Genomic DNA, 12,211 nt, shown 5'->3' with positions numbered 1-12,211 from the left:
GACGACCCGCCATCCCGGTGTGGCTCCGGCGGCGGAGTTAGGCCAGAATCAGCGCCCAAATGAACTATCCGCACCCTCCCCATCAAAGCCCCGGCGAAGGGCCCCATCACCAGCCGCCTCGCGACCCGCTGGCCGTGGCCGGCCGGCTGGCCGCTGTCATCTGCTCGATCCTCTTCTGGCTGATCGGAGCGATCGCCGTGATCGCCGCCGTCATCGGCATCTTCCGTGCCTTCGGCGGCGACCTGGCCTGGCGTACGGTCGGGATCTGGGCCGTCGCCGGTCTCGGCTGCTTCGCGTTCTCCTGGATCGTCGCCACCCTCGGCCGGATCGGGCTCGACGACGAGCCGATCGGCTCGTGGCGCGTCGCGCCGTTCGAGCTGGCGCGGATCCTCTACCGCAACCGATGACGACAGCAGGCCGTACGTCGCGCGTGTCCGCGCGGCGTACGGCCTGTTGGCGTGGGGTCTAGACGAGCGCCTTGTCGGTCTCCGCCGCGGGTGGGGCGGCGTGGTCGTCGACCATTGTCGTCTCGTCGAACGGGTCCTGACCGTCCAGGACACGGTCGAGCTGGCTGTGGTCGATGGTCTTGGTCCAGTGGCCGACCAGGACGGTGGCGACCGAGTTGCCGGCGAAGTTGGTCAGCGCACGGGCCTCGGACATGAACCGGTCGATGCCCACGATGAGCCCGACCCCGTCGACCATCTCCGGGCGGTGGGACTGCAGCCCGCCGGCCAGGGTCGCCAGGCCGGCACCGGTGACACCGGCGGCACCCTTGGAGGCGATCATCATGAACAGCAGCAGGCCGATCTGCTCGCCGATGCTCAGCGGGTCACCCATCGCGTCGGCGATGAAGATCGAGGCCATCGTCAGGTAGATCGCGGTGCCGTCGAGGTTGAACGAGTAGCCCGTGGGGACCACGACACCGACGGTCGCCTTCTCGACACCGGCGTGCTCCATCTTCGCGATCAGGCGCGGGAGGGCCGACTCGGACGAGCTGGTGGAGAGGATGAGCAGGAACTCGCGGGCGAGGTACTTGAGCAGCTTGAAGAGGTTGACGCCGGTGGCCAGCTTGAGGATCACGCCGAGGATGCCGAAGACGAAGATCGCGCAGGTGACGTAGAAGGCGATCATGATGACGGCGAGGCTCTTCAGGGCGTCGATGCCGGTCTCGCCGACCACACCGGCGATGGCGCCGAAGGCGCCGACCGGGGCGGCCCACATGATCATCGCGAGCACCCGGAAGATCAGGTTCTGGATCATGGTGATCGCCTTGAGGATCGGCTTGCCCGACTCACCCATCCGCTGCAGCGCGAAGCCGACCAGCAGCGCGACCAGGAGGGTCTGCAGCACAACGCCGGAGGTCAGCGCCGAGAATAGCGAGGTCGGGATGATGCTCAGGAGGAAGTCGGTCGTGCTCGCGTGCCCCTCCGAGGCAGCCTCCTGGCCCGCGCTGGACGCGTCCGAGCTCAGCTGGAGGCCGGTGCCCGGGTCGATGATGTTGCCGACGATCACGCCGATCGCCAGGGCGACCGTGGACATCACGATGAAGTAGGCCAGCGCCAGGCCACCGACTTTGCCGACCTTGGCCGCGTTGGCGACCGAGCCGACGCCGATGACCAGGGTGCAGAAGATGATCGGCTGGATCATCATCTTGATCAGGTTCACGAAGGCCGTGCCGATCGGCTTCAGCTCCACCGCGAACGACGGGGCGATCAACCCGACCAGAATGCCGAGGACCACCGCGGCGATCACCGCGATGTAGAGATAATGTGTCCGGTCCTTCTTGGGTCTTGTCTCAGTGGTGGTCGTACTCATCGTTCCTCCTGGTCCGGTGTGTCCTGCCCTCCGGGGCAACTCGGGCAACTCTCCGGGAGAACGTGACGACCGTCACTGTTGTGTTCGTTGTGTTCGTGGCCACGATCACATCCACGCAACGGAGGTGGTCCAGAATGTTGTCGTGCCCCGTGTCCACCCGTTCCGCCCCCGCGTTCTCCGCGATCGGCCGGTGGCCCAGCAGGTGCTTCTCCTCCAGTTCGCCACGGTGCTGCTGCTTGTCGTCACGGGCATCCTGATGGCCTCCTACGACGCCCAGCGCGACTCCTACAGCCGCGCCACCCAGCGAGCGGTGGCCGTCGCCCAGACCGTCGCCGACTCCCCCACCGTCAGCACGGCGCTGCGTGGCGAGGACCCGACGGCGACCCTCCAGCCCTGGACCGAGCAGGTACGCCGCGACACCGACACCGACTTCGTCGTGGTGATGGATTTGGACCGCACCCGCTACACCCACACCGACCCGCGTCAGATCGGCGGAAAGTTCGTCGGCGATCTCGGCGGCGCGCCCGACGGCGAGGTCTTCACCCAGCAGTACACCGGGACGCTCGGCCCGTCGGTCCGCTCGGTGGTGCCGGTCGAGGAGGGCGACGAGGTCGTCGCGCTCGTGTCCGTCGGCATCACGGTCAGCGACATCAACCGCGGTCTCAGGCGCGACGTCACCATCGTGCTGCTGTGCGGCGCGCTGGTGCTGGCCGTCGGGCTGACCGGTGCCTGGCTGCTAAGTCGGCGGCTGCACCGGCTGACCCATGGCATGGGCGAGCGTGAGCTGGCCCGGATGTACGAGTACTACTCCGCCGTCCTCCACTCGGTCCGCGAAGGTCTGCTCCTACTCGACGGAGAGGGGCGCGTGCAGCTGGTCAACGACGAGGCGCGGCGCCTGCTGGCGCTGCCGGAGGACGTGATCGGCACCCGGATCGAGGACCTCGACCTGGCGCCCGGACTGGTCGCCGCCGCCCGCGGCCGCACCGCCGAGTCCGACGACCTCTACCTCGCCGGCGAGCGGATCCTGGTGGTCTCCTCGGCCCCGGCGCTGTGGGACGGCCGAGAGGTCGGCGCGGTGGTGACGCTGCGCGACCACACCGAGCTGCGCTCGGTGACCGGCGAGCTCGAGGTCGTACGCCGCCTCACCGAGTCGCTCCGGTCGCAGAACCACGAGGCGGCCAACCGGCTCCACACCGTTGTCTCCCTCATCGAGATGGGCCGCGAGCAGGACGCCGTCGAGTTCGCCACCGAGGAGCTCCAGGTCGCCCAGCTCCTCACCGACCGGGTCGTCGGCGCGGTCGAGGATCCCGTCGTGGCCGCGCTCCTGCTCGGCAAGTCGGCCGAGGCGGCCGAACAGGGCGTCGAGTTCCGCATCGTCGGCGAGGTGCCACCCGGCACGGGCATCCCGCCCCGCGACCTGGTGACGGTGCTGGGCAACCTCGTCGACAACGCCTTCGATGCCGTCTCCGGCTTCGAGTCCAAACAGGTCGAGGTCCACCTCACCGGTGACGACGACACCCTCACGGTGCGCGTGGGCGACAGCGGACCCGGCCTGGACGACGCCGACTCGGCGCGTGTCCTCGACCGTGGCTGGACCACGAAGGCCGAGCCCGGCACCGGCCGCGGCCTGGGCCTCGCGCTGGTCGGGCAGATCGCCCGGCGTCATGGTGGCGAGGTCGTCATCGGCCGCTCGCACCTCGGCGGGGCCGAGTTCACAGTCACGCTCGGCAGGGAGGTGGCGGCATGACGGTGCGTGTCCTGGTCGTCGAGGACGAGGCGCTCGCTGCCGAGGCCCACGCGGCGTACGTCGGCCGGGTCTCGGGCTTCGCCCTGGCCGGGATCGCGCGGTCGGCGCGCGAGGCGGTCCGCGCGCTCGATGCGGCCCGCGACGCCGGCACTCCGGTCGACCTGATCCTGCTCGACATGAACCTGCCCGACGGGCACGGGCTCGGGCTGCTCAGCCGGCTGCGCGCCGCCGGGCATCTGTGCGACGTGATCGCGGTGACGGCGGCGCGGGACACCAAGGTGGTGCGGCAGGCCGTCGTGCAGGGGGTCGTGCTCTACCTGCTCAAGCCGTTCACGTTCGCGACGTTCCGGGACAAGCTCGAGCAGTACGCCGACTACCGCGCCCGCTTGGACGCTGCCCCCGAGGAGGTCGTCCAGGACGAGGTCGACCAGCTGCTGGGGTCGCTGCGGCCCACCGGCAGCACACCGCTGCCCAAGGGCATGAGCGCGGAGACGCTGCGGGCGGTGACGGCCGCGTTGCGCGAGGCCGAGCGCGACCTGTCCGCGAGCGAGGTCGCCGCGGTGGTCGGTGCGTCGCGGGTGACAGCGCGGCGCTACCTCGAGCATCTCGCCGACAAGGGCCTGGCCGCACGCGGGGTCCGTTACGGTCCCAGCGGCGGCCGCCCCGAGGTCGGCTACTCCTGGCTCTGAACCGGGCGTCAGGCCGACTTAAATGGTTCGCGCACCGCATGTGTCGCCGGGCAGAGTCGATGCCCATGACCAGCAGCGACCTGTGGACCCGCGACGACGCCGAGCGCTACGACGACCCCGACGACTGGGTCAACTCGGCCGAGGTGACCGGGCCGGTGGCCCGCTTCCTCGCCGAGCTCGCCGACGGCGGCCCCGCGCTCGAGCTCGCCATCGGGACGGGCCGGATCGGCGTACCGCTGCGGGAGCTGGGGGTGCCGGTCACCGGCATCGAGCTGTCCCAGCCGATGGTCGACGTCCTACGGCGCAAGGTCACCGAGGAGGAGATCCCGGTCGTGGTCGGCGACATGGCCTCCGCCGAGGCGCCGGGGGTGGGGGCGTACTCGTTGGTCTATCTGGTCTTCAACACGATCGGGAACCTGCGTACGCAGGAGGAGCAGGTCGCCTGCTTCGCCAACGCCGCCCGTCATCTGGCGCCGGGCGGGCGCTTCCTGGTCGAGGTCGGCGTGCCCGGACTGCGACGGCTTCCCCCGGGCAGCCCGGCGATCCCGTTCGACGTCTCCGCCGCGCACCTCGGGTTCGACACCTACGACCTGGTCACCCAGCAGGCGATCTCGCACCACTACACCCGCGAGGCCGACGGCCGCTTCCGGTACGGGCCACACAACTTCCGGTTCGTATGGCCATCCGAGCTCGACCTGATGGCGCGGTTGGCCGGGATGACGCTGGAGGCGAGGTGCGCCGGCTGGGACCGCTCCGAGTTCACCAACGACTCCACGAGTCACGTGTCGGTGTGGCGCAAGCCGGACTAGCGCTGGAACTCCCAGGCGAGCCGGATCGCCTCACGGACGGCATCCGGGGCGGCGCGGTCCAGGTAGGCCTCGATCTTGTGGTGGGCCTCCAGCCTCGGCGGGATGCCGAAGGCGTCCGGCCAGCGTTCGATCAGCTCCTCGCGGCGCTCGATCGGTACCCGGACGAGCAGGGTCGACGCATCGACCAGCCTGGCGACGAGGCGGTCGTGGACATACCAGCCGCGTGGTTTGTGGCGGCAGCCGTCCAGCGAGGACACGAAGGCGTCGACCTCGTCCGGAGTCATGCCTCCGGAGCGTACGCCGTCCGCCACAGGCCGAGTCCAGGGCCGCCACAGGCCGATCTCCGCCGCGAAGCGAGCGGCGATGGACTCGATCACGCCACCGGCGGCGAGCAGCGCCTCGGGCTCGTCCGTGGTCCCGTCGCCGCTGTCGGACAGGGTCCGGAGCCTGGCCAGCTCTGGTGCCAGCGCCGGTTCGATCTCGCTCCAGCGGGCGGCGGACGTGAAACGGTCGGTGGTCCAGGTGCCGTCGTGGACGCTGACCAGGCCGGCCAGGGCGAGAAGGGACTTGCGCGCGATCCGGAGGGAGAGGTCGCTCGGGTCGTCGCGGCCGAGGGCGGCACGCCACCTGCGCAGGGCACGCTCGATGTCACCGTTGAAACCGCGGGCGGCACGAGCGTCCGCCGGGAACCCCGGCAAGGCTTCGCCCGGGTCGGGGCCGGCGAGATGCGCGCAGTAGTGGCGCAGGAAGACCCGGTTGCCGTACGCCTCGTCGCCCTCTCCGGCGTAGTCATCGGAGGACACAGCCGCGATCTCCACGCCGCGGCAGACGTCGGCGAACGCCGCCGACGCCTCGGCGCCGAGCACGGAGGCGTCCGCCGCCGGGAGTCCGATCGTCAGCAGATCGACGTCGGAGCCGGGCACGGAGGCCGTGCCGTTGGCCACCGAGCCGTAGACGTGGACCGACACCTCCGGCGCGACCCGCCCGAGGACGTACGCCAGGACCGGCTCATACGCGGAGGGCACTCGATCGCGCCGCGCTCCCGTGACGATCAGACCGTCGGGGGTCACGCCCTCGCGTGGGTCGGCCATCGCGGTCAGGTGAGGCGGAGCGCCATCTTCGACTCGGTGCGCGGGTCACCCTCGGGGAAGGGCTGCGTCTCACCGGTGAGCTCGAAGCCGAGGCGCTCGTAGAGGCGGCGCCCGGACTCGTTGCCGTCGACGACCCACAGGGTCAGCACCGAGGCACCGTCACGACGCGCCCAGCCGGCGACGGCCAGGATGAGTCCCTCGGCGAGGCCGTGACCACGCGCCTCGGGGGCGAGCCACATGTTGATCAGGTGGTGCTCGTCTTCATGGATGATCCCGGCGGCGAGCCCAGAGGGCTTCTCGCCGAGCCAGGCGATGTAGGCCGAACCGGACGCGGCCCACAGCCGCCAACGCTCGTCGGGCCAGGTCACCACTTCGTCGTAGGAGGCCCAGAACGCACGAGGGGTGTCCTGGAGAGCCGCGAGGCGCACCTTCTTGAGCGCCGGCCACTCGTCCTCGACGACGACACGCACCTCCGCCGTCGGGACCACCTTCTCAGGGGCCCCGACGCCGGGTATCGAGCTGGGTCGCTTCGGAACAGGCACGGGATCAGGCGAGGTCGAGACCGGGGTACAGCGGGAACTTCGCGAGCAGCTCCGCCGCGGCGGCCTTGGTGTTGTCGGCGACGGAGTCCTCGATGGCGTAGGACGCCTTGGACGGGCCGCCGGCCTTCGTGGTGCCGGGGGTCGTCTTCGAGAGCACGTCGACGATGAGCTCGGCGACGCGGTCGAACTCGTCGGCACCGAAGCCGCGGGTGGTCAGCGCCGGGGTGCCGAGGCGGATGCCCGAGGTGTACCAGGCTCCGTTCGGGTCGGACGGGACCGAGTTGCGGTTGGTGACCACACCCGAGTCGAGCAGCGCCGACTCGGCCTGGCGACCGGTGAGGCCGAAGCTGGTCACGTCCAGCAGGACGAGGTGGTTGTCGGTGCCGCCGGTGACGAGCTTGGCGCCGCGCTTGAGGAAGCCCTCAGCGAGCGACTTCGCGTTGTCGGCGACCTCCTGGGCGTAGACCTGGAAGCTCTCCTGCTTCGCCTCGGCGAAGGCGACGGCCTTCGCGGCCATGACGTGGGAGAGCGGGCCGCCGAGGACCATCGGGCAGCCGCGGTCGACGCTCGGGGCGTACTCCTCGGTGGCCAGGATGAAGCCGCCGCGCGGTCCGCGGAGCGACTTGTGGGAGGTCGAGGTGACGACGTGGGCGTAGGGAACCGGGTTCTCCTCGCCCTGGAACACCTTGCCGGCGACGAGGCCGGCGAAGTGGGCCATGTCGACCATCAAGGTGGCGCCGACCTCGTCGGCGATCTCGCGCATCTTGGCGAAGTTCACCCGGCGCGGGTAGGCGGAGTAGCCGGCCACGATGATCAGCGGCTGGAACTCCTTGGCCTTGGCACGCAGCGAGTCGTAGTCGAGCAGCCCGGTCTCCGGGTCGGTGCCGTACTGGTTCTGGTGGAACATCTTGCCGGAGATGTTCGGGCGGAAGCCGTGGGTGAGGTGGCCGCCGGCGTCCAGCGACATGCCCAGCAGGCGCTGGTTGCCGAGCTCGGAGCGCAGCGTCTCCCAGTCGGCCTCGGAGAGCTCGTTCATGTTCTTGACGGCCATCTTCTCCAGCCACGGGCCCTCGACCCGGTGGGCGAGGATGGCCCAGTACGCCGTCAGGTTGGCGTCGATGCCGGAGTGCGGCTGCACGTAGGCGTACTCCGCGCCGAAGAGTTCCTTGGCGTGCTCGGCGGCGATCTGCTCGACGGTGTCGACGTTCTGGCAGCCGGCGTAGAAGCGGTGACCGACGGTGCCCTCGGCGTACTTGTCGGAGAACCAGGTGCCCATCGTCATCAGCGTGGCGGGGCTCGCGTAGTTCTCGCTCGCGATCAGCTTGAGGCTGGCGCGCTGGTCAGCGAGCTCCTGCTTGGTCGCCTCGGCGATGCGGGGCTCCACGGAGGCGATGACCTCGAGGGCTTGGTTGTAGGCAGAACTCACAGTGCCTGAATTGACCGGGGCAGACAGATCGCTCATGGATCACAGCCTAGTCAGCCGCGCGGATGAGAGCAGCATCGTGGTCGCCCGGTGCGTTGCGTACGTCCTCTATCACCGCCCGCGGGAATGACCGACTGCTCAGCCTGGTTAAGAGACCGTGACCAGATGGTGACCTCGGCCACACCGCCCGCGTGAACAAGCGGGAACGTCCCACATAACGGACCGATGTCTCATATATCGGGATTCCAGATTGCGTGCGGGCCGTCCGCTACCTGAGACTCCTTGACATGGTCACTGCTGCAACACATGCGCACCTCGTGGTTCGACGCCACGTGGACTATTGCCGCATCCGCAGCTCGATCTGTTGGCGCCACTGACGCCCAGCGCTCCGCATCCCCCGCGTCGAGCCGCTGGCCCGCCGCCCGACAGACATCCCGGGCGCCCGCCGCGAGCACGTCCCTGCTCCGCCGTGCGTCCACGACCGACGCAAAGGTTTCTCTGACATGAGCGACAACCGGTTTCAGGCCAAGCGCGCCACCCGAACCGAGATCCCCCGCCCCAAGAAGGGCGAGGGCCAGTGGGCCCTCGGCTACACCGAGCCGCTGAACAAGAACGAGGAGTCGAAGAAGAACGACGACCCGCTCAACGTTCGCGACCGGATCCTCTACACCTACTCCAAGCGCGGGTTCGACTCGATCGACCCGGCCGACATGCGCGGCCGCTTCCGCTGGTTCGGCCTCTACACCCAGCGCAAGCCCGGGATCGACGGCGGCAAGACCGCCATCCTCGACGAGGAGGAGCTCGACGACCGCTACTTCATGATGCGCGTACGCTCCGACGGCAAGCTCCTTTCCCCCGCCGCGGTGCGCACACTGGGTCAGATCGGCGTCGACTTCGCGCGAGACACCGCGGACATCACCGACCGCGAGAACATCCAGTACCACTGGATCGACATCGTGAACGTCCCGGAGATCTGGTCGCGCCTCGAGGAGGTCGGGCTGCACTCGACCGAGGCCTGCGGCGACTCGCCGCGTCCGTTCCTCGGCTCGCCTGTCGCCGGCGTCGCCGCCGACGAGATCATCGACGGCACCTCGGCGCTGCGCGAGATCGAGTCCCGCTACCTGGGCGACCCCGCCTTCTCGAACTTCCCGCGCAAGTTCAAGACCGCGCTGACCGGCCACCCCTCCCACGACGTGGCGCCCGAGATCAACGACATCGCCTTCGTCGGCACCGTCCACCCCGAGCACGGCCCCGGCTTCGACGTCTGGGTCGGCGGCGGTCTCTCCACCAACCCGCGCCTGGCCGAGAAGCTCGGCGTGTGGGTGCCGATCGACGAGGTCGCCGACGTGTGGGCCGGTGTCGCGGGCATCTTCCGCGACTACGGCTACCGCCGGCTCCGCTCGCGGGCCCGGCTGAAGTTCCTGGTCGCCGACTGGGGCAAGGAGAAGTTCCGCGAGGTCCTCGAGAACGAGTACCTCGACCGTCAGCTCGTCTCCAACCCCTCCCCCGAGTCGCCCCTGGGCCACCGCGACCACGTCGGCATCCACGACCAGAAGGACGGCAAGAAGTACGTCGGCCTGGCCCCGATCGCCGGTCGCATCTCCGGCACCCACCTGGTCGAGCTCGCCGGCGTCATGGAGAAGTTCGCCGTCGAGGGCGCTCGGCTCACTCCGTACCAGAAGATCGTGCTCATCGGTGTCGACCCCGCGGTCGTCGAGGACCTCGTCGCCGCGCTGGACGCGATCGGCTTCTCGGCCCGGCCCTCCAACTGGCGCCAGAACACGATGGCCTGCACCGGGATCGAGTTCTGCAAGCTCGCGATCGTGGACACCAAGGACCGGGCCCGCGACCTGATCGCCTCGCTCGAGTCGCGGTTCCCGGAGCTCGACGCCTCGATCACGGTCAACGTCAACGGCTGCCCCAACGCCTGCGCGCGGACCCAGGTCGCCGACATCGGGCTCAAGGGCCAGCTGGTCCTCGACGACGAGGGCAACCAGGTCGAGGGCTTCCAGGTGCACCTGGGCGGCGCTACCGGGCTGACCGCCAACTTCGGGCGCAAGCTGCGCGCGCACAAGGTCACCTCGGCCGGGCTCGACGACTACATCTCCGCGCTGGTCGTCAACTACCTGGCCGACCGCGAGGAGGCCGAGACCTTCTCGGCCTGGACCGCGCGGGCCGACGAGGTCCTGCTGCGCGGCGAGAAGACCTTGGACGAGGTGACCGCATGAGTGAGCGCGCAAGCACCCCGTTCCACTGCCCGTTCTGTGGCGAGACCGACCTGTGGCCGCACGAGGCCACGCACGGGTCCTGGGAATGCCGCGCCTGCCTGCGCGCCTTCCAGCTGAAGTCACTTGGCCAGATTTCTCGGGCACAGATCTCTCGGGCAACTACGAAGGAGGCGCACCGATGAGCGTCAGCACAGCAGCCGCCCGGGCCAACCGCGCGGTGGACACCGAGGGACGTACGCCCGAGGAGCTGCGCGAGATCGTCTCCCACTGGGGAGCCGAGCTCGAGCTCGCCCCGGCCGAGACGATCATCGAGTGGGCCGCCGCCACCTTCGGTGAGCGGTTCGCGATCACGTCCTCCATGGGTGACGCGGTCCTGGCTCATCTCGCCTCGAAGGTCGTACCCGGGATCGACGTGGTCTTCCTCGACACCGGCTACCACTTCATCGAGACGATCGGCACCCGCGACGCCGTCGAGGCGACGATGCCGGTCAACCTCCTCACGATCACGCCCGTGCAGAGCGTGGCGGAGCAGGACGCCGAATACGGCAAGGACCTCTACCGGACCGACCCCGACCTGTGCTGCGCGCTGCGCAAGGTCAAGCCTCTGGCCGACTCGCTCGCCTCCTACGACGCCTGGGCCACCGGCCTGCGCCGCGCGGAGACGAAGAACCGGGTCATCGCCCCGGTCATCGGCTGGGACGCCAAGCGCCAGAAGGTCAAGGTGTCGCCGATGGCGCGATGGTCCGACGAGCAGGTCGAGCGATATATCGAGGACAACGGAGTGCTCGTGAACCCGCTCGTCTACGACGGGTATCCCTCGATCGGCTGCGCGCCGTGCACCCGCCGGGTAGCCCCCGGCGAGGACCCGCGCAGCGGGCGATGGGCCGGCACCGGCAAGACCGAGTGCGGCATCCACGCCTGATCCTCCCCATCACAGACTTTCCGCCCGCGTGGCAACACAGACCCGCAACACCCGAAGGATGAAGACAATGGCAGCTCCTGCACTGGTAGCCCTGGCTCACGGCAGCCGCGATCCGCAGTCGGCCGCGACCATCAACGCCCTCGTGGCCGAGGTTCGCGCCCTGCGCCCCGACCTCCGTATCGAAGCCGCCTTCCTCGACCACTCCCGGCCGCGTTTCCAGGCCGTCGTCGACAAGCTGGTCAAGGCCGGCCACGACGAGATCGTCGTCGTGCCCCTGCTCCTGACCGAGGCGTTCCACGCCCGCGTCGACGTACCCTCGGTCATCGCCGAGGCCACCGCGCGCCACTCCGGCCTGCGCATCCACACCAGCGAGATCCTCGGCCTCGAGAGCGTCTTCCTGCAGGTGCTCGACGAGCGGCTCCGGGCGTCGTTGAAGGCCGCGCGGGTGCGCGAGCTCGACGCGCTCGTCCTGGCCGCCGCCGGCTCCTCGGACTCGCTGGCCAACCAGTCGGTCGCCCGTCTGGCCCGGATCTGGGGTGCCCACCACAAGCTCCCGGTCGTGGCTGCGTACGCCTCGGCTGCTCCGCCGGCCACCGGCGAGGCCGTCCGTGCCTTCCGCGCCGAGGGCCGCCGCCACATCGCCGTCGGCATGCTCTTCCTGGCGCCCGGGCAGCTGCCCGACCGCGCCAAGGAGCTCGCCCTCGAGGCCGGCGCCGTCGCGGTCAGCGACCCGATGGGCGCCCACCCCGAGGTCGCCCGCACCATCCTGGCCCGCTACGCCGTCGGTGCCGTCGAGCTCGTCCCGGTCTGATCTGACCCGCCCCGCGCCGAGTCGGCGCATCCTGACGACAATCCCCGCCGAGTCGGCTCGTTATGTAGGCGGCGGTCGAGAAGACCCGGGTCGCGGTCATGACGCCGATGTTCTCGCCGTACGTCGTGGTCGCC

At 69.8% G+C, this 12,211-nt stretch carries 11 protein-coding genes; 7 read left to right on the top strand and 4 right to left on the bottom strand.

The genetic code is table 11. The annotated features are described in order from the left end of the window. Positions 1 to 59 precede the first annotated feature (59 nt). Positions 60 to 407, top strand: a complete 348-nt coding sequence (locus ABZY89_RS12895; protein ID WP_355227659.1) for a hypothetical protein — start codon at positions 60 to 62, stop codon at positions 405 to 407. A gap of 58 nt (positions 408 to 465) precedes the next feature. On the opposite strand, the gene ABZY89_RS12890 is transcribed toward ABZY89_RS12895, so the two are convergent. Further along, a complete protein-coding gene (locus ABZY89_RS12890) occupies positions 466 to 1,815 on the bottom strand; it encodes a cation:dicarboxylase symporter family transporter (protein WP_355227658.1) in 1,350 nt (449 codons plus the stop codon). Between the two features lie 142 nt (positions 1,816 to 1,957). Between ABZY89_RS12890 and ABZY89_RS12885 the strand changes: the two genes are divergently transcribed. From ABZY89_RS12885 to ABZY89_RS12875, 3 genes are all read left to right on the top strand, one after another. Continuing rightward, positions 1,958 to 3,562, top strand: a complete 1,605-nt coding sequence (locus ABZY89_RS12885) for a sensor histidine kinase (protein ID WP_355227656.1) — start codon at positions 1,958 to 1,960, stop codon at positions 3,560 to 3,562. Then, positions 3,559 to 4,251, top strand: a complete 693-nt coding sequence (locus ABZY89_RS12880; RefSeq protein WP_355227654.1) for a response regulator — start codon at positions 3,559 to 3,561, stop codon at positions 4,249 to 4,251. Before ABZY89_RS12885 ends, ABZY89_RS12880 begins: the two co-directional genes overlap by 4 nt. Before the next feature lie 65 nt (positions 4,252 to 4,316). Beyond that, a complete protein-coding gene (locus ABZY89_RS12875; RefSeq protein ID WP_355227653.1) occupies positions 4,317 to 5,060 on the top strand; it encodes a class I SAM-dependent methyltransferase in 744 nt (247 codons plus the stop codon). On the opposite strand, the gene ABZY89_RS12870 is transcribed toward ABZY89_RS12875, so the two are convergent. Genes ABZY89_RS12870 through ABZY89_RS12860 form a run of 3 tightly spaced genes read right to left on the bottom strand, consistent with a single transcriptional unit; the run spans position 5,057 to position 8,155 of the window. Continuing rightward, positions 5,057 to 6,151, bottom strand: a complete 1,095-nt coding sequence (locus ABZY89_RS12870; RefSeq protein WP_355227651.1) for a hypothetical protein — start codon at positions 6,149 to 6,151, stop codon at positions 5,057 to 5,059. The genes ABZY89_RS12875 and ABZY89_RS12870 overlap by 4 nt on opposite strands. 5 nt (positions 6,152 to 6,156) lie before the next feature. Further along, complete coding sequence (locus ABZY89_RS12865; protein WP_355227649.1) at positions 6,157 to 6,693, bottom strand: GNAT family N-acetyltransferase; 537 nt, start codon at positions 6,691 to 6,693, stop codon at positions 6,157 to 6,159. A gap of 4 nt (positions 6,694 to 6,697) precedes the next feature. Continuing rightward, positions 6,698 to 8,155, bottom strand: coding sequence for a glycine hydroxymethyltransferase (locus ABZY89_RS12860; protein ID WP_355227647.1), 1,458 nt, complete (start codon positions 8,153 to 8,155; stop codon positions 6,698 to 6,700). A 464-nt stretch (positions 8,156 to 8,619) separates the two neighbouring features. On the opposite strand from ABZY89_RS12860, the gene ABZY89_RS12855 reads away from it, so the two are divergent. The 3 genes from ABZY89_RS12855 (at position 8,620) to ABZY89_RS12845 (ending at position 12,077) form a co-directional block, all read left to right on the top strand. After that, positions 8,620 to 10,344, top strand: a complete 1,725-nt coding sequence (locus tag ABZY89_RS12855) for a nitrite/sulfite reductase (RefSeq protein ID WP_355227646.1) — start codon at positions 8,620 to 8,622, stop codon at positions 10,342 to 10,344. Positions 10,345 to 10,522: 178 nt separating this feature from the next. Beyond that, the gene (locus tag ABZY89_RS12850; RefSeq protein ID WP_141792939.1) at positions 10,523 to 11,266 is read left to right on the top strand and encodes a phosphoadenylyl-sulfate reductase; all 744 of its coding nucleotides are present in this window, start codon (positions 10,523 to 10,525) and stop codon (positions 11,264 to 11,266) included. A 67-nt stretch (positions 11,267 to 11,333) separates the two neighbouring features. Then, positions 11,334 to 12,077, top strand: a complete 744-nt coding sequence (locus ABZY89_RS12845) for a CbiX/SirB N-terminal domain-containing protein (RefSeq protein ID WP_160022518.1) — start codon at positions 11,334 to 11,336, stop codon at positions 12,075 to 12,077. The last annotated feature ends 134 nt before the right edge of the window (positions 12,078 to 12,211 follow it).

Origin of the sequence: Nocardioides sp. NPDC006303 (assembly GCF_040613175.1) — a bacterium.
Taxonomy (GTDB): domain Bacteria; phylum Actinomycetota; class Actinomycetes; order Propionibacteriales; family Nocardioidaceae; genus Nocardioides.
The sequence above is the reverse complement of the archived record's forward strand: the minus strand, read 5'-3'. Positions and strand labels throughout refer to the sequence as shown.

What these genes read in the sequence shown, in the direction of transcription:
- ABZY89_RS12895 (WP_355227659.1), top strand. Translation starts at nt 60, where the DNA reads ATGAACTATCCGCACCCTCCCCATCAAAGCCCCGGCGAAGGGCCCCAT.
- ABZY89_RS12870 (WP_355227651.1), bottom strand. Translation starts at nt 6,151, where the DNA reads ATGGCCGACCCACGCGAGGGCGTGACCCCCGACGGTCTGATCGTCACG.
- ABZY89_RS12860 (WP_355227647.1), bottom strand. Translation starts at nt 8,155, where the DNA reads ATGAGCGATCTGTCTGCCCCGGTCAATTCAGGCACTGTGAGTTCTGCC.
- ABZY89_RS12850 (WP_141792939.1), top strand. Translation starts at nt 10,523, where the DNA reads ATGAGCGTCAGCACAGCAGCCGCCCGGGCCAACCGCGCGGTGGACACC.
- ABZY89_RS12855 (WP_355227646.1), top strand. Translation starts at nt 8,620, where the DNA reads ATGAGCGACAACCGGTTTCAGGCCAAGCGCGCCACCCGAACCGAGATC.
- ABZY89_RS12875 (WP_355227653.1), top strand. Translation starts at nt 4,317, where the DNA reads ATGACCAGCAGCGACCTGTGGACCCGCGACGACGCCGAGCGCTACGAC.
- ABZY89_RS12845 (WP_160022518.1), top strand. Translation starts at nt 11,334, where the DNA reads ATGGCAGCTCCTGCACTGGTAGCCCTGGCTCACGGCAGCCGCGATCCG.
- ABZY89_RS12890 (WP_355227658.1), bottom strand. Translation starts at nt 1,815, where the DNA reads ATGAGTACGACCACCACTGAGACAAGACCCAAGAAGGACCGGACACAT.
- ABZY89_RS12880 (WP_355227654.1), top strand. Translation starts at nt 3,559, where the DNA reads ATGACGGTGCGTGTCCTGGTCGTCGAGGACGAGGCGCTCGCTGCCGAG.